Here is a 17,463-nt window from a genome sequence, read left to right as displayed (position 1 = left end):
TTGGCTTAGAAGCAGCCACCATTTAAAGAGTGCGTAATAGCTCACTGGTCGAGTGACTCTGCGCCGAAAATGTACCGGGGCTAAACGTATCACCGAAGCTGTGGATTGACACCTCTAGGTGTCAGTGGTAGGAGAGCGTTCTAAGGACTGCGAAGCTAGACCGTAAGGACTGGTGGAGTGCTTAGAAGTGAGAATGCCGGTATGAGTAGCGAAAGATGGGTGAGAATCCCATCCACCGAATGCCTAAGGTTTCCTGAGGAAGGCTCGTCCGCTCAGGGTTAGTCGGGACCTAAGTCGAGGCCGATAGGCGTAGACGATGGACAACAGGTTGATATTCCTGTACCACCTCTTTTCCGTTTGAGCAATGGGGGGACGCAGGAGGATAGGGTAAGCGCACTGCTGGATATGTGCGTCTAAGCAGTTAGGCTGATGATGAGGCAAATCCCATCATCGTGAAGGCTGAGCTGTGATAGCGAGCGAATTATAGTAGCGAAGTTCCTGATTCCACACTGCCAAGAAAAGCCTCTAGCGAGGAAAAAGGTGCCCGTACCGCAAACCGACACAGGTAGGCGAGGAGAGAATCCTAAGGTGAGCGAGAGAACTCTCGTTAAGGAACTCGGCAAAATGACCCCGTAACTTCGGGAGAAGGGGTGCTCTGGTAGGGTGCAAGCCCGAGAGAGCCGCAGTGAATAGGCCCAGGCGACTGTTTAGCAAAAACACAGGTCTCTGCGAAGCCGTAAGGCGAAGTATAGGGGCTGACGCCTGCCCGGTGCTGGAAGGTTAAGAGGAGTGCTTAGCGCAAGCGAAGGTGCGAATCGAAGCCCCAGTAAACGGCGGCCGTAACTATAACGGTCCTAAGGTAGCGAAATTCCTTGTCGGGTAAGTTCCGACCCGCACGAAAGGCGTAACGATCTGGGCACTGTCTCAACGAGAGACTCGGTGAAATTATAGTACCTGTGAAGATGCAGGTTACCCGCGACAGGACGGAAAGACCCCGTGGAGCTTTACTGTAACCTGATATTGAATTTTGGTACAGCTTGTACAGGATAGGTAGGAGCCTTGGAAACCGGAGCGCCAGCTTCGGTGGAGGCATCGGTGGGATACTACCCTGGCTGTATTGAAATTCTAACCCGCGCCCCTTATCGGGGTGGGAGACAGTGTCAGGTGGGCAGTTTGACTGGGGCGGTCGCCTCCTAAAGAGTAACGGAGGCGCCCAAAGGTTCCCTCAGAATGGTTGGAAATCATTCGCAGAGTGTAAAGGCACAAGGGAGCTTGACTGCGAGACCTACAAGTCGAGCAGGGACGAAAGTCGGGCTTAGTGATCCGGTGGTTCCGCATGGAAGGGCCATCGCTCAACGGATAAAAGCTACCCCGGGGATAACAGGCTTATCTCCCCCAAGAGTCCACATCGACGGGGAGGTTTGGCACCTCGATGTCGGCTCATCGCATCCTGGGGCTGTAGTCGGTCCCAAGGGTTGGGCTGTTCGCCCATTAAAGCGGTACGCGAGCTGGGTTCAGAACGTCGTGAGACAGTTCGGTCCCTATCCGTCGTGGGCGCAGGAAATTTGAGAGGAGCTGTCCTTAGTACGAGAGGACCGGGATGGACGCACCGCTGGTGTACCAGTTGTCTTGCCAAAGGCATCGCTGGGTAGCTATGTGCGGAAGGGATAAGTGCTGAAAGCATCTAAGCATGAAGCCCCCCTCGAGATGAGATTTCCCATCACGTATGTGAGTAAGATCCCTAGAAGATGACTAGGTAGATAGGTCAGAGATGGAAGCATGGCGACATGTGGAGTTGACTGATACTAATCGATCGAGGACTTAACCACAAAGAGTCATATTTATATGAACAACATTGGTCGATATTCGGCTTTCTTGACATCAATTCTTTATCTGGTTTTGAAGGAACAATCCTTCAATTGAATATTCGTCTGGTGATAATGGCGAAGAGGTCACACCCGTTCCCATGCCGAACACGGAAGTTAAGCTCTTCAGCGCCGATGGTAGTTGGGGGATCTCCCCCTGTGAGAGTAGGACGTCGCCAGGCAAATAGGAAAAGAGTAGCTCTTAGTGAGTTACTCTTTTTTTGGTTTAGATTGTTGTTCGAAGAACATTAGATTTCTCCTCGACCGCAGTGCGAGGGTAGGGAGGAGCAAGAAGGTCGAGGACGCGAGGGAGAGAAGACCGGAGTGTGGCCCCCACACGAGGATCTGAACGAGTGAAGCGGACGAAGAGATTCGCCGCTCATCACTAGCCGCAGCCTTCAGTGCCGATGGTAGTTGGGGGCTCCCCCTGTGAGAGTAGGACGTCGCCAGGCAAATGTGAAAAAGAGTAGCTCTTAGGAGTTACTCTTTTTGGTTTTTATTAAAGTTGTACAAAGAATATAAGTGTTTTACCAATCCACACTCCGACAAAACCCACTCACCACGGCAACCAATCAAAAAGCACCCACCTTCACAGTGCCCCATTTCCAAATTTCTATCCAACAATCTCACATTCACACGTTTAAAACCTTCCTTAAACAGGAAAACTTCTAAGGTCAAACTTCATAATTGCAAAGTTTAAAACGCGGTTGTATAATTATAGTCAAATATAGTCAAAGTCAAAATGAGGAGGAGGTTTGATGAGGAACATATCCGACATCATTGAAAGTTATTTAAAGAATGTGTTAGAACTGAGTGAAAGTGAGATAGTCGAGATTAAAAGAAGCGAGATCGCTGATAAGTTTCAATGTGTTCCTTCTCAAATTAATTATGTGATTAATACCCGATTCACTGTAGAACGAGGGTATGTAGTAGAAAGTAAACGTGGCGGCGGTGGATATATCCGGATCATGAAGGTGAAGGCCCACGATCAGGTTCACTTGATCGATCAGTTAGTGGCATTGATTACACAAACGATCAGTCAGAATACGGCAGCTGATATTGTTTTTCGATTAGTGGAAGAAGAGATCATTTCTGAAAGAGAAGCCAAGATCATGCTGAGTGTGATGGATCGATCGGTCATCATGGTCGAATTACCCGAACGGGATATCCTGAGAGGAAGAATGCTTAGAGCCATGCTGGATACATTGAAGTATGAGTAAGGGTTAAAGAGGTGAATGGGATGGTTTGTCAAGAATGTAACGAAAGACCTGCGACCCTTCATTTTACCAAGGTGGTAAACGGGGAAAAAACAGAAGTTCACTTATGTGAGCAATGTGCTCAGGATAAGGGTGAGATGTTTATGTTTGATTCTTCTCCCGGCTTTTCTGTGAACAATCTATTGGCAGGTCTTCTTAATATAGCTCCTGCATTTAAGCAGGCAAAGGAAACCGAGATACCTAAGACAGAAGTGTTACAGTGTGAAAAATGCAAAATGACGATTCATCAGTTCATTAATGTAGGACGCTTCGGCTGTGCCCATTGTTATGAAACGTTTAAAGATGAACTCACTCCATTATTAAAGCGTGTTCATAACGGGAATGTCGAACATCACGGTAAGGTTCCCGAGCGTATGGGCGGGGCCATCCATGTGAAAAAGAAGGTATTGCAGTTGAAATCTGAATTGCAAACGATGATTGCGGATGAAGAGTTTGAGAAAGCAGCCGAGATCCGAGACGAAATCCGCTCCCTGGAAAAGGAGATAAAGAAAGAGGGAGGCGATAACGAATGAGTCTTGAGAAGTTCTTGAGTAATGCCGTCAGTTCCTGGATGAGTGAAGAGGGACCGAATTCGGATATTGTCCTCAGCTCCAGGGTAAGGCTTGCGAGGAATCTGACGGACTTCCGTTTTTCCACTCTTTATTCTTCAGAGGAAGCAAAGGAAATCGTGGATCGGGTAAAGGAGAAGCTCACATCATATCCAAAGAATTTAGGAGAATTAGAATTTTTACCTACAAGTGAGATTCAGCCTCTCCAAAAGAGGGTATTAATGGAGAAACACCTCATAAGTCCAAATTTGGCAGAGGAAACGAATTACGGAGCTGTCCTTTTATCAGGTGAGGAAGATATTAGCATAATGGTAAACGAAGAGGACCATATTCGAATACAGTGTTTATATCCCGGTCTGCAATTGAAGGAAGCTTTACAGAAAGCCAATCAGATCGATGATTGGTTTGAAAGTGAATTTGACTTTGCGTTTGATGAGAAGCATGGATACTTAACGACTTGTCCTACCAATGTGGGGACTGGGCTCAGGGCTTCAGTCATGATGCACTTGCCGGGACTGGTGTTGACGCAGCAATTAAACCGTATCATCCCAGCAATCAATCAGCTGGGGTTAGTGGTGCGAGGGATTTACGGAGAAGGCAGCGAAGCGCTGGGTAACATCTTTCAGATCTCCAATCAAACGACACTTGGTAAGTCGGAAGAAGATATCGTAGAAGATTTGTTAAGTGTTGTGAAGCAGATCATCGAGAAAGAGCAATCGGCAAGGGACGCATTAGTTCAAACGTCAAACATACAATTAGAGGATAGGATCTTCCGTTCTCTAGGGGTGCTGGAGCACAGCAGGATCATTGAGTCCAAAGAAGCTGCGAAATGTTTATCGGATGTCAGGCTTGGAATTGATTTAGGATACATCAAAGTGATATCTAAGAATATATTGAATGAACTAATGATTTTAACCCAACCTGGTTTTTTACAACAATATTCTGGAGGTCCACTGAGACCAAATGAACGAGATATAAGAAGGTCTTCTTTGATTCGGGAGCGAATTAAGTTAGATAAAGATACATGTGAGGAGGAAAAATAATATGATGTTTGGTCGATTTACAGAAAGAGCCCAAAAAGTATTGGCATTAGCTCAAGAAGAAGCGATTCGTTTGTCGCACAGTAATATTGGTACTGAACATATTTTATTGGGACTTGTCCGCGAAGGTGAAGGTATCGCCGCCAAGGCACTTACGGCATTGGGACTGAGCCCTGAAAAGATCCAGAAGGAAGTGGAAGGATTGATCGGGAAAGGAACCGAGAAATCTCAAACGATCCATTACACACCTCGTGCGAAGAAAGTGATTGAACTTTCCATGGATGAGGCCCGTAAGCTGGGTCACTCATATGTAGGAACGGAACATATTTTGCTGGGATTGATCCGCGAGGGTGAAGGAGTGGCCGCCCGGGTACTTGGTAATCTTGGTGTCAGCTTGAATAAAGCGAGACAGCAGGTATTGCAGTTGCTTGGAAGCAATGATTCAAGCAATCATCAGGGTGGAGGCAACGCCAATGCCAATACGCCTACACTTGACAGCTTAGCCCGTGATCTAACGGCCATTGCCCGTGAAGGCAGCCTGGATCCGGTCATTGGTCGAAGCAAGGAAATTCAGCGCGTCATCGAAGTGCTGAGTCGTCGTACGAAGAATAACCCGGTATTAATCGGTGAGCCCGGAGTAGGTAAGACAGCGATCGCAGAAGGCCTCGCACAACAGATCATCGCCAATGAAGTGCCTGAAATCCTGCGCGACAAACGAGTTATGACCCTTGATATGGGTACGGTTGTAGCCGGCACTAAATACCGCGGGGAATTCGAGGACAGACTGAAGAAGGTCATGGATGAAATCCGTCAGGCGGGTAATATCATCCTCTTCATTGATGAACTTCATACCCTGATCGGTGCAGGTGGGGCGGAAGGTGCGATCGATGCATCGAATATCTTAAAACCATCCCTTGCACGTGGGGAATTGCAGTGTATCGGTGCCACGACATTAGATGAGTACCGTAAATATATTGAAAAAGATGCTGCGCTAGAGCGCCGTTTCCAACCAATCCAAGTCAATGAGCCGACAGCATCAGAGTCCATCCAGATCCTTAAAGGATTACGTGATCGTTACGAGGCACATCACCGCGTGTCGATTACGGATGAAGCGATTGATGCTGCAGTGAAGCTTTCTGATCGCTATATTTCAGACCGCTTCTTACCGGATAAGGCCATCGATTTAATTGATGAAGCAGGTTCGAAGGTGCGCTTACGTTCTTATACGACACCGCCAAACTTGAAAGAGCTTGAAGCAAAGCTGGAAGAAATCAGAAAAGAGAAGGATGCAGCGGTTCAGAGCCAGGAATTTGAAAAAGCAGCTTCTCTAAGGGATTCAGAACAAAAGCTTCGTGAAGAGCTGGAAGAAACAAAGAACACATGGAAAGAAAAGCAAGGGCAGGAAAATACAGAAGTGACTGTTGAAGATATTGCGAAGGTTGTTTCGAACTGGACGGGAGTACCGGTATCGAAATTAGCCCAAACGGAAACGGATCGTTTACTCAAATTAGAGGAAATCCTTCATTCCAGAGTCATCGGGCAATCAGAAGCAGTCGTTGCGGTATCAAAAGCCGTGCGCCGTGCAAGGGCCGGCCTGAAAGATCCGAAGCGTCCGATTGGTTCCTTCATTTTCTTAGGACCTACAGGAGTCGGGAAAACGGAATTGGCCAGGGCACTTGCAGAGTCCATGTTCGGTGATGAGGATGCAATGATCCGTATCGATATGTCCGAGTACATGGAAAAGCATTCGACTTCCCGTTTGGTCGGTTCACCTCCAGGTTATGTAGGATATGAAGAAGGCGGTCAGTTAACGGAGAAAGTTCGCCGCAAACCATATTCGGTCGTTCTTTTAGATGAAATTGAAAAAGCACATCCGGACGTATTCAACATTCTCCTTCAAGTACTGGAGGATGGCCGTCTGACAGATTCTAAAGGAAGAACGGTAGACTTCAGGAATACAGTCCTGATCATGACTTCAAACGTTGGTGCACAGTCCCTTAAGAGCAATAAATACGTAGGGTTCAATATTCAGGATGGGAAACAGGATTATAAAGATATGAAAGGAAAGGTCATGGAAGAGCTGAAACGTGCTTTCCGACCTGAATTCCTTAACCGTATCGATGAAATCATTGTGTTCCATTCCCTTGAAAAAGATCATCTGAAAGAGATTGTGACATTGATGTCGAACCAATTGACAACCCGCTTGAAAGAGCAGGATATTCATTTAGAGCTTTCACCTGCTGCCAAAGAGAAAATAGCAGATGAAGGGTTCGATCCTGAATACGGTGCACGCCCTCTCCGTCGCGCTATCCAGAAATATGTTGAGGATAAACTGTCGGAAGAATTGTTAAGAGGAAAAGTGCTGACAGGGCAGAATATTTTGATCGACGTAGAAGATAGTGAATTTGTTGTAAAGGTTCAAGAAGAGGAAGCAGCCAATACGCCGACTTAATAGCAAGGATGATAAAGAGGTACACGTATATGTTTTTCGTGTACCTCTTTTATCATAGTGGATGCTTGTCGGGCCTGACCAAGCCGGCTCCGCTTTTCGATTGAATCTAATACATAAAACGGATACAATCATTCCAAATGGTATTATCCTGTATGGGTAGGAGTACAAATAGAGTAAAAGAGGGGAAGAATAGATTGGCAAAGAAAAAGACTAAGTTTGTGTGTTCATCTTGTGGATATGAGTCTGCTAAATGGATGGGGAAATGTCCGGGGTGTAACGAGTGGAATACGATGGTGGAAGAGGTTGAAATGACCGGGAAGAAACCACGGACGTCGTTTATGCACTCAGAAAATACCGGACCTTCTAAAGCAGAGAAGCTGATCTCCATCGAAACCAAGCAGGAGCCGCGGGTATTGACCGAGTCGAAAGAGTTGAACCGGGTGCTTGGGGGAGGCGTGGTACCAGGGTCGCTTATATTGATTGGTGGAGACCCGGGGATCGGAAAATCCACTTTGTTGCTGCAGGTTTCGGCCCAGCTTGCTGATCAGAAGCAGAAGGTTTTATACATCTCCGGAGAGGAATCCATCAAGCAAACCAAGCTGCGGGCAGATCGACTGCATGTGAAATCAGATGATTTATATATATTTGCGGAAACAAATCTTGAGCTGATTCATCAAACGATTGAGCAAATCTCACCGGATTTCGTCATCATCGACTCGATTCAGACGGTCTTTCATCCTGACGTGACGTCTGCTCCCGGAAGTGTATCCCAGGTAAGGGAGTGTACGGCTGAACTGATGAGAATCGGGAAAACAAAGGGCATTGCCATCTTTATTGTAGGGCATGTTACCAAGGAAGGCTCGATTGCAGGACCGCGTTTGTTGGAGCATATGGTCGATACCGTACTGTATTTTGAAGGGGAACGTCATCACTCCTATCGTATTTTAAGAGCGGTGAAGAACCGTTTCGGATCTACGAATGAGATGGGGATTTTTGAAATGAAGGAACTGGGCCTTGAGGAAGTGGCCAATCCGTCTGAGATCTTCCTGGAAGAGCGTTCACAGGGTGCAGCGGGTTCGACGGTCGTTGCCTCGATGGAAGGAACGAGGCCGGTTCTTGTGGAGATTCAAGCTCTTGTGACCCCAACCAGTTTTAATAATCCCCGAAGGATGGCGACAGGGATCGATCATAGTCGGGTTTCACTGATCATGGCTGTGTTGGAGAAGCGGGCAGGCATGCTATTGCAGCAACAGGATGCCTATCTGAAAGTGGCCGGGGGTGTGAAACTGGATGAACCGGCGATTGATTTGGCCGTTGCTGCAAGTATCGCTTCAAGTTTTCGTGACAGGGCGTCCAGTGCCCATGATTGCATAATTGGTGAAGTGGGTTTAACAGGTGAGATCAGAAGGGTATCAAGAATTGAGCAGCGCGTGCAGGAAGCAGCCAAGTTAGGTTTTAAGAGAGTGATTATTCCTCAGAATAATTTAAGCGGGTGGCAGCCTCCTTCTGATATAGAGGTCAAAGGGGTTTCGAATATCAATGAAGCACTGTCAACTATTTTAGGAGGATAAGAAATGGAAGATAAGAAGGCAAGAGATAAGTCCATGTCGGATATATTGCAATTCGTTGCTCCGGGTGCCCCGATCAGGGACGGCATTGATAACGTGCTGAGAGCCAATACGGGGGGACTTATTGTTGTTGGGTACAATGATAAGGTGAGATCTGTTCTGGACGGGGGCTTTCATATCAATTGTGCATTCTCTCCCAGCTATCTGTATGAACTGGCCAAGATGGATGGGGCCATCATCCTGAATGAAGCGGGAACGAAGATCATTTTGGCGAACGCACAATTGGCTCCCGATGTGTACGTGCCTTCCACGGAAACGGGTATGAGACATCGGACGGCAGAGCGGGTTGCGAGACAAACAAATGCCCTTGTCATTGCCATCTCTCAACGGAGAAACGTCATCACCCTTTATCAAGGGAATTTCCGATATGCACTAAAGGACATCTCTGTCATCTTGACGAAAGCCAACCAGGCGATCCAAACCTTGGAGAAATATAAGGTGGTTCTCGATCAAAGCATTTCTAATCTGTCCGTGCTTGAGTTTGAGGAGCTTGTCACACAAAGCGACTTACTGCAGGTCCTTCACCGTTTCGAGATGGTTCTCAGGATCAAGAACGAGTTATTGACGTATCTCAGTGAGCTCGGTGTCGAAGGCAGATTGATCCGCCTTCAGATGAATGAACTGTTGGCGGATATTGAGGATGAGGCGATGCTCATCATCAGGGACTATTCCCAGGAAAGAAATATCAAACCGTTCGAACTTCTCTATAAGTTCCAGGAGCTTGTTCATTCAGAAGTATTAGAGGATAATGTCCTATTAAAATTACTGGGATACCACGGATATGTCCATCATGATGATGCGATCTATCCCCGAGGATACCGCGTGTTGAATAAGATCCCCCGTCTGCCGATCGTCATTATTGAAAATCTTATCACGAGATTTGAGACCCTCCCACATGTAGTAAAGGCTACAGTCGATGATTTGGATGAAGTCGAAGGGATCGGTGAAGTGAGGGCAAGGAAAATCAAAGAGGGATTAAAACTGATTAAGGAACAGACGTTTGCAGATCGACAGCTGTAGGTAGAGAGGCCTATATCTGCCAGAAATGGTATAATTGTATCATTTTCAAAAAATTGACAGTTTGATTTAGACGTGTTAGCCTTCATTTAAGGAAGCTAGTAAGATGGGATACGTGTATCAAAATCGTTTCCGTTGTATTAAATTTCAAATTTTCAAGGCTTAGACGTTTCAAAAATAGTAAATTGTTTATAATGAGTAGGAGGAGGTGAGGGAATGTTAAAAAGAATCGTTCAAGCGTGCTTCCTCATTGTCGGGGGAACACTTGGGATATTTCTACTTCCCGAATTATTTACCGTCATAAATCTATCGGACATTCCTTTAATTAATAACCCTTATATGACTGCTATATTTGGTGCCATCATTTTTTATATTCTTACGTTTTGGGCAGTCGAGTATGTCGTCAATTTCGTCAAGTGGTTTGAAGATAGCTTGGTAAAGGCACCAGTAACGGATTTGTTATTTGGCAGTTTAGGCCTTATTATCGGTTTATTTGTTGCGTATTTGTTTGGGATCCCCTTCAATCAAATGGAGATTCCAATCGTCAACACGGTCATTCCCATTCTATTAACATTGATTCTTGGATATCTAGGTTTCCAGGTTGGATTTAAGAAAAGGGATGAATTGGTCAATCTATTCGGCACGGCAAATCGAGGTAAGAAAAAAGGGACGGATGAGGATTTGGATGAAGAGGGTGTGAAGACCCTTAAGATATTGGATACGAGCGTGATCATTGACGGACGTATCGCGGATATCTGTCAAACAGGATTTTTAGAAGGAATCGTGGTGATTCCTCAATTCGTATTGGAAGAGCTCCAGCATATTGCCGACTCTTCTGATGTATTGAAGAGAAATCGCGGACGCCGTGGTCTGGATATTTTAAATCGTATTCAAAAAGAGCTTCTTGTTGAGGTCCAGATTTATGAAGGGGACTTCGAGGAGATTCAGGAAGTGGATTCAAAGCTGGTGAAATTAGCGAAGCTTACAAATGGAATCGTCGTAACGAATGATTTTAACCTGAATAAAGTGTGTGACCTTCAAGGTGTACAAGTATTGAACATCAATGACCTGGCCAACGCCGTGAAGCCGGTTGTTCTGCCTGGAGAAGAATTGAAAGTACAGGTCATCAAAGACGGTAAGGAGCATAACCAGGGAATTGCTTATCTGGATGATGGTACGATGATCGTCGTGGAAGAAGGACGTAATTACATCGGTAAGTATATCGATGTCCTCGTCACATCCGTTCTTCAGACATCTGCAGGCCGGATGATCTTTGCGAAACCGAAGCAACTGGAAAAAGCACTGTAAGCCTGACTCCATTGATGCAGTAAGGTATAATGAATAGTATTACTTGTGTGTTAAAGGAGTTATATTATGGAATATGAAGTAGTCATTCCGGCTGCAGGGCAGGGAAAACGTATGAAAGCGGGCAAAAACAAACTGCTCCTTGAGTTGAATAGCTGTCCTGTCATCATTCATACATTGCGTGTGTTCGAGCATGACACCCTTTGTAAGGGAATCTATTTAGCCATCCATCCTTCAGAGCGACAAGTGTTTGAGGGGCTCTTGGAGCGCTACGGCATCAAGAAGGTCGTGAAGCTTGTCGATGGTGGAGAAGAAAGACAGCATAGTGTATACCATGCATTGCTTGAGGTTGAACATGAGATTGTTCTGGTACATGACGGAGCAAGACCATTTATTAAAGAATCCACGATTCACCAATTAGTCGAAAAGACTTATTCAACGGGGGCTGCCATTGCGGCGGTTCCTGTTAAAGATACGATCAAGAAAGTACTGGATGGCGAAGTCGAGGAAACGATTGAACGCTCAAGCTTGTGGATGGTTCAGACCCCACAAGCTTTTCGCGTTTCCGTATTAACACAGGCACATAAAGAAGCTGATCAAGATGGTTTCCTTGGTACAGATGATGCTTCACTGGTGGAAAGGTCGGATATTGAGGTCGCTGTCGTTGAAAGTGATTATGACAATATTAAACTGACAACCCCTGAGGATTTATATTTTGCCGAGGCGATTTTGAAGAAGCGAGAGGAAATGAGTGGAGGAGAGAAACATGTTTAGGATCGGACAAGGATTTGATGTTCATCAGTTAGTGGAAGAGAGGCCTCTGATCATGGGAGGCATTACGCTTCCATATGAAAAGGGTTTATTGGGGCACTCAGATGCAGATGTCCTGTTGCATGCTGTAGCGGATGCGTGTTTAGGTGCCATTGCAGCCGGGGATATCGGGAAGCATTTTCCTGATACAGACCCAGAGTTCAAGGATGCTGATTCGGCAAAGCTTCTCCAGCACGTATGGGCCCTTGTGAAAAAGGAAGGCTATGAATTAGGGAATATCGATTGCACGATCATTGCCCAGAAGCCTAAGATGGCCCCTTATATTGACGAAATGAGACAAAGCATCGCTACGTTACTGGAAGCGGATATAGCGGAAGTGAACGTGAAAGCCACTACTTCCGAGAAGCTTGGCTTTACCGGAAGAGGCGAAGGGATTGCCGCCCAAACCACCATATTGATTAAAAAAAAGTAGGCGATAAATTCGCTTTATTCCCGTACTTAACGGTGTTAAAATAGGTCATAGACTTTAAAGAGTAATCATTATAGGAGGAACATACATGACTAAGGAAGTACGCGTCCGTTATGCCCCGAGTCCAACGGGTCATTTACATATTGGAAATGCAAGAACCGCTTTATTTAATTACCTTTATGCCCGCAGCACAGGCGGAAAGTTCATCATCCGTATTGAAGACACGGATAAGAAACGAAATATCGAAGGTGGAGAAGAAAGTCAGCTCAAGTATCTTCAGTGGCTGGGGATCGATTGGGATGAAAGTACGGATAAGCCGGGTGAATACGGACCTTATCGTCAATCCGAGCGTAATCATATTTATGAGCAGTATTTAAATGAGCTGTTGGAAAGTGGACAGGCTTATAAGTGTTACTGTACGGAAGAAGAGCTGGAAGCGGAACGTGAAGCACAATCAGCATCAGGCCAAATGCCACGCTACTCCGGAAAATGCCGGAACCTGACGAAAGAGGATCAGGAGAAATTGGCAGCAGAAGGCCGCAAGCCGAGCATCCGTTTCCGTGTACCCGCAGGGAAAGTATACTCCTTCAATGATATCGTGAAAGAGGATGTCTCATTTGAATCAGACGGTATCGGTGACTTTGTCATTGCGAAAAAGGACGGTACACCAACGTATAACTTTGCCGTTGCAGTCGATGATTATCTGATGAAAATCACACATGTTCTTCGCGGAGAAGATCATATTTCAAATACACCGAAGCAATTGATGATCTTTGAAGCGCTTGGTTGGGAAGCACCGGTTTACGGGCATATGACATTGATCGTCAATGAAAGCCGTAAAAAGTTGAGTAAGAGGGATGAAAGCATCATTCAGTTCATCGAGCAATACGAAGCATTGGGGTATCTTCCAGAAGCGTTGTTCAACTTCATTGCGCTGCTCGGCTGGTCTCCAAAAGGGGAAGAAGAGCTGTTTTCGAAAGAGGAGTTCATTGAAATCTTTGATCCTGAACGTTTATCCACTTCTTCTGCACTGTTCGATAATCAGAAGCTTACTTGGATGAACAATCAGTACATGAAGAACTTGGAATTGGCTCAAGTGGTGGAGCTATCCCTTCCTCATTTAATCAGTGCGGGTAAATTGGATGAGAATATGTCCGATGAGCAGCGCGAGTGGGCAAGCCGCGTCATTTCTTTATACCAGGAACAGATGAGCTTCGGTGCTGAAATTGTGGAGCTGTCCGAAATGTTCTTCAAGACAGATCTTGAATATAATGAAGAGGCGAAAGCGGTACTCGAAGAAGAGCAGGTTCCTGAAGTTCTTCAGGCCTTCTTGAACGAGATCGAAGCACTTGAAAAGTATGAGGCGGCAGAGATCAAATCCTCTATCAAAGCTGTCCAAAAATCGACGGGCCATAAAGGGAAGAAGCTGTTCATGCCGATCCGTGTAGCTGTTACAGGCCAGACACATGGTCCTGAATTGCCGAATGCCATTGAGCTTTTAGGGAAAGATACAGTTAAACATCGTCTTCAAAGTCTTTTAGGTTAACATTTTGAAGGGTTTGTAATATAGTAAGAGTATCACGTTAAATGATATCGCGTTGATGAGGAGAAGTAAGAAAAGGATGCTTAGTAGAGAGAACCATCACCGGCTGAAAGTGGTTTAAGCCCCTCCGATTCTGAAATGCACCTCTGAGCCCGTTACTGAAATAGAGTAGGTAAAGGCGGTTTCCTACCGTTAACAGGATTCGAGTTGGAGAAGGTATGTCTTCTCAATCAGAGTGGAACCGCGCCTACAAGCGTCTCTGTCAGTTTATTGACAGGGGCGTTTTTTTTATTGTCAGCCGTTTTTTTTAAAAAGGAAGGGGGATGGATCCGAATGTTTAAGTCGTTTAGGGAAGATATAGATGTGGTGTTTGATCAGGATCCGGCTGCGAGAAATTATGTGGAGGTCATCCTTACGTATTCGGGTCTTCACGCCATTTGGGCCCATCGTGTTGCCCATGCATTTTTTAAACGGAAATTCTTTTTCATTGCCCGGGTCATTTCACAGGTCAGCCGCTTCTTTACCGGAGTGGAGATCCACCCTGGAGCTAAGATCGGACGCCGCTTTTTCATCGATCATGGAATGGGTGTGGTGATTGGCGAGACGTGTGAAATCGGAGACAATGTTACGCTCTTCCAAGGGGTCACCCTCGGTGGGACCGGGAAGGAAAAAGGGAAACGTCACCCGACGATCCAGGATAATGCCTTGATTGCGACAGGTGCAAAAGTATTAGGATCGATCGTTGTGGGGGAAAATTCTAAGGTAGGGGCAGGCTCCGTTGTCCTGAAAGATGTTCCGCCCAATTCAACCGTAGTCGGTATTCCCGGGAAGGTGGTCATTCAGGACGGCGTGAAGATACAGAAGGACCTGAACCACTGTGATCTGCCCGATCCAATGAACGACCGAATGAAACAACTTGAAAAAGAAGTGAATGAATTGAAATCATTATTAAGGGAATATGAGGGAAGGAGTCGATCATCATGACGATTCGTTTATATAACACACTGACAAGGCAGAAAGAGGAATTCAAACCCCTGGAAGAGGGTAAAGTCAAAATGTATGTGTGCGGTCCGACGGTCTATAACTATATTCATATAGGGAATGCCCGTCCTGCGATTGTGTTCGACACAGTGAGACGTTATCTGGAATACAGGGGATACGATGTGCAGTTCGTCTCTAACTTCACGGATGTGGACGATAAATTGATTAGAGCGGCCAAGGAATTGGGAGAAGATGTTCCGACGATTGCCAAGCGCTTTATCGATGCTTACTTCGAAGATACGGGAGCCCTCGGTTGCCGGAAAGCCGATGTACATCCCACTGTAACAGATAATATAGACACCATTGTTGATTTCATCTCTGCCCTTGTAGAAAAAGGGTATGCCTATGAATCCCAGGGAGACGTTTATTATCGTACGAGGAAGTTTGATGGGTACGGTAAGCTGTCTCATCAGCCGATCGATGAACTGAAAGCAGGAGCCCGCATCGATGTAGGGGACAAAAAAGAAGATGCCCTTGATTTCGTTTTATGGAAAGCGGCGAAAGAAGGGGAGATTTCCTGGAAGAGCCCGTGGGGTGAAGGACGTCCGGGCTGGCATATCGAATGTTCAGCCATGGCTAAGCGCTATTTGGGGGATACCATCGATATCCACGCCGGGGGACAGGATCTGACCTTCCCTCATCACGAGAATGAAATTGCCCAGTCAGAGGCCCTTACAGGGAAGGCATTCGCCAATTACTGGATGCACAATGGGTATATTAATATCGATAATGAGAAGATGTCGAAATCACTCGGTAATTTCGTATTGGTTCACGACATTATTAAAGAACAAGATCCGCAGGTACTTCGTTTCTTCATGCTGTCCGTTCATTACCGTCATCCGATCAACTACAATCTTGAGCTTCTGGAGAATGCAGAGACTTCCTTGGACCGGATTAAGACAGCGTATGAGAACTTGAAGCATCGCAAGGAATCAAGTACAAACTTAACGGACAATAATCAGGAGTGGCTGGACAAAATCGATGCGTTGAAAGCACAATTCATTGCTGATATGGACGATGATTTCAATACGGCCAATGCGATTTCCATTTTATTCGAACTATCCAGACAAGCGAACTATTACTTAATGGAGAAAAATACATCAACAGAAGTCATTGACGGGTTCTTAAACCAGTTTGAAGATTTCTTCTCTGTACTTGGTCTCACGTTGCAGGAAGCGGGAATGTTGGACGAAGAAGTGGAAGAAATGATCGAAAAGCGTATTCAAGCCCGTAAAGACCGAAACTTCCAACTGGCAGATGAGATCCGGGACACATTGAAAGACATGGATATCATCCTGGAAGATACTCCTCAAGGCACCCGCTGGAAAAGGGGATCTTAATGCTGTACGAGACAAATGAACAAATTGATGCGAAACAAATCAATGCACTTGCACTTGCTTACATGGGGGATGCTGTATATGAAACATATGTACGGCAGCTCCTGTTAACCAAGGGTAAGATCAAACCGAATCAACTGCACAGGGCTGCGACGAAATATGTGTCTGCTAAAGCGCAGGCGGCCATTCTCCGAACGTTGTTCGATCAGGACCTCTTATCGGAAGAAGAGATATCGATCGTCAAGCGCGGCCGGAATGCGAAATCGGGGACAACGCCTAAAAACACGGATGTACAAACGTATAAACACAGCACTGCTTTTGAGGCTCTTATTGGATATTTGTTTTTACTTAATCGGACGGACCGATTAGAGGAACTATTGAAGATCATTTTTGAACAAGCCCAGGCAGGAAAGGAGGAACAGAAATGAGTAAAGATTTTATCGGAGGAAGAAATCCTGTCATAGAAGCGTTAAAGTCAGGAAGGGATATCAATAAGATCTGGATAGCGGAAGGTTCCCAGAAAGGCTCCATCCAGCAAATTGTCGGACTTGCCAAGGAATCCAATGTCATGGTCCAGTATGTCCCAAAGAAGAAAATCGAGCAGATGGTATCTGAGAATCACCAGGGGGTCGTCGCTTCCGTTGCTGCTTATCAGTATGCTGAACTGGATGATCTATTTAATAGGGCAGAACAAAAAGGGGAGGATCCTTTTATCCTCATCCTGGATGAACTGGAAGATCCCCATAACCTGGGATCCATCATGAGGACGGCTGATGCAGCGGGTGCCCATGGGATCATTATCCCGAAGCGAAGAGCGGTGGGACTTACTTCTACCGTAGCCAAGGCTTCCACTGGTGCAATTGAACATATTCCCGTGGCACGTGTGACGAATCTGTCGAGGGCGGTGGATGAGTTGAAAGAACGCGGTGTTTGGGTCGCGGGAACGGATGCCAAGGGTAAGCAGGACTTCCGCCAGCTGGACGGTACGCTTCCTATCGGTTTGATTATCGGAAGTGAAGGAAAAGGGATGAGCCGCATTTTGCGTGATAAATGTGATTTCCTTGTTCAGTTGCCTATGATCGGTCATGTTACATCACTAAACGCTTCGGTGGCAGCTAGTATTTTAATGTATGAGGTATATCGTAAACGCCACCCATTGGGAGAATAGGG

The 17,463-nt window shown here is 46.0% G+C and carries 14 protein-coding genes, 2 rRNA genes and 1 other annotated feature (1 of these 17 running past the window's edge); all 16 genes read left to right on the top strand.

Features of this window, described 5'->3' with window-relative positions; genetic code table 11:
* Positions 1-1,829 (top strand): 23S ribosomal RNA (locus tag ATG71_RS03850) (it extends 1,108 nt beyond the left edge of the window).
* Positions 1,830-1,930: 101 nt separating this feature from the next.
* Positions 1,931-2,047: ribosomal RNA gene (gene rrf / locus ATG71_RS03845) — 5S ribosomal RNA — on the top strand.
* A 576-nt stretch (positions 2,048-2,623) separates the two neighbouring features.
* Positions 2,624-3,085, top strand: a complete 462-nt coding sequence (locus tag ATG71_RS03840) for a CtsR family transcriptional regulator (RefSeq protein ID WP_098438529.1) — start codon at positions 2,624-2,626, stop codon at positions 3,083-3,085.
* A 20-nt stretch (positions 3,086-3,105) separates the two neighbouring features.
* Positions 3,106-3,654: a protein-arginine kinase activator protein McsA gene (gene mcsA, locus ATG71_RS03835; protein WP_098438528.1), complete on the top strand. Its 549-nt coding sequence runs from the start codon at positions 3,106-3,108 to the stop codon at positions 3,652-3,654.
* Positions 3,651-4,733 carry a protein-arginine kinase McsB gene (gene mcsB / locus ATG71_RS03830; RefSeq protein WP_098438527.1) on the top strand — a complete coding sequence of 361 codons (1,083 nt, stop codon included), beginning with the start codon at positions 3,651-3,653 and terminating at the stop codon, positions 4,731-4,733. The genes mcsA and mcsB overlap by 4 nt, the downstream gene beginning before the upstream one ends.
* Position 4,734: 1 nt before the next feature.
* Positions 4,735-7,182 carry an ATP-dependent protease ATP-binding subunit ClpC gene (clpC, locus tag ATG71_RS03825; protein WP_098438526.1) on the top strand — a complete coding sequence of 816 codons (2,448 nt, stop codon included), beginning with the start codon at positions 4,735-4,737 and terminating at the stop codon, positions 7,180-7,182.
* A gap of 194 nt (positions 7,183-7,376) precedes the next feature.
* Positions 7,377-8,753, top strand: coding sequence for a DNA repair protein RadA (gene radA / locus ATG71_RS03820; protein ID WP_098438525.1), 1,377 nt, complete (start codon positions 7,377-7,379; stop codon positions 8,751-8,753).
* A 3-nt stretch (positions 8,754-8,756) separates the two neighbouring features.
* Complete coding sequence (gene disA / locus ATG71_RS03815; protein ID WP_098438524.1) at positions 8,757-9,830, top strand: DNA integrity scanning diadenylate cyclase DisA; 1,074 nt, start codon at positions 8,757-8,759, stop codon at positions 9,828-9,830.
* Between the two features lie 213 nt (positions 9,831-10,043).
* A complete protein-coding gene (locus tag ATG71_RS03810) occupies positions 10,044-11,135 on the top strand; it encodes a PIN/TRAM domain-containing protein (protein ID WP_098438523.1) in 1,092 nt (363 codons plus the stop codon).
* 66 nt (positions 11,136-11,201) lie between these two features.
* The gene (ispD, locus tag ATG71_RS03805; protein ID WP_098438522.1) at positions 11,202-11,906 is read left to right on the top strand and encodes a 2-C-methyl-D-erythritol 4-phosphate cytidylyltransferase; all 705 of its coding nucleotides are present in this window, start codon (positions 11,202-11,204) and stop codon (positions 11,904-11,906) included.
* Positions 11,899-12,375 (top strand): 2-C-methyl-D-erythritol 2,4-cyclodiphosphate synthase, encoded by a 477-nt coding sequence (gene ispF, locus ATG71_RS03800; protein ID WP_098438521.1) that lies wholly within the window; start codon positions 11,899-11,901, stop codon positions 12,373-12,375. Before ispD ends, ispF begins: the two co-directional genes overlap by 8 nt.
* Positions 12,376-12,460: 85 nt before the next feature.
* Positions 12,461-13,918 carry a glutamate--tRNA ligase gene (gene gltX / locus ATG71_RS03795; RefSeq protein WP_098438520.1) on the top strand — a complete coding sequence of 486 codons (1,458 nt, stop codon included), beginning with the start codon at positions 12,461-12,463 and terminating at the stop codon, positions 13,916-13,918.
* Positions 13,919-13,961: 43 nt separating this feature from the next.
* Positions 13,962-14,179: a binding site (T-box leader), on the top strand.
* Positions 14,180-14,248: 69 nt separating this feature from the next.
* Positions 14,249-14,899 carry a serine O-acetyltransferase gene (cysE, locus tag ATG71_RS03790; protein ID WP_034766017.1) on the top strand — a complete coding sequence of 217 codons (651 nt, stop codon included), beginning with the start codon at positions 14,249-14,251 and terminating at the stop codon, positions 14,897-14,899.
* Positions 14,896-16,296, top strand: a complete 1,401-nt coding sequence (gene cysS, locus ATG71_RS03785) for a cysteine--tRNA ligase (RefSeq protein WP_098438519.1) — start codon at positions 14,896-14,898, stop codon at positions 16,294-16,296. The genes cysE and cysS overlap by 4 nt, the downstream gene beginning before the upstream one ends.
* The gene (locus ATG71_RS03780) at positions 16,296-16,721 is read left to right on the top strand and encodes a Mini-ribonuclease 3 (RefSeq protein WP_034766015.1); all 426 of its coding nucleotides are present in this window, start codon (positions 16,296-16,298) and stop codon (positions 16,719-16,721) included. The genes cysS and ATG71_RS03780 overlap by 1 nt, the downstream gene beginning before the upstream one ends.
* Positions 16,718-17,461 (top strand): 23S rRNA (guanosine(2251)-2'-O)-methyltransferase RlmB, encoded by a 744-nt coding sequence (rlmB, locus tag ATG71_RS03775; RefSeq protein ID WP_098438518.1) that lies wholly within the window; start codon positions 16,718-16,720, stop codon positions 17,459-17,461. Before ATG71_RS03780 ends, rlmB begins: the two co-directional genes overlap by 4 nt.
* Positions 17,462-17,463: the final 2 nt, after the last annotated feature.

Origin of the sequence: Bacillus sp. es.034 (genome assembly GCF_002563655.1) — a bacterium.
In the GTDB taxonomy this organism is placed as follows: Bacteria; Bacillota; Bacilli; order Bacillales; family Bacillaceae_B; genus Rossellomorea.
The sequence above is the reverse complement of the archived record's forward strand: the minus strand, read 5'-3'. Positions and strand labels throughout refer to the sequence as shown.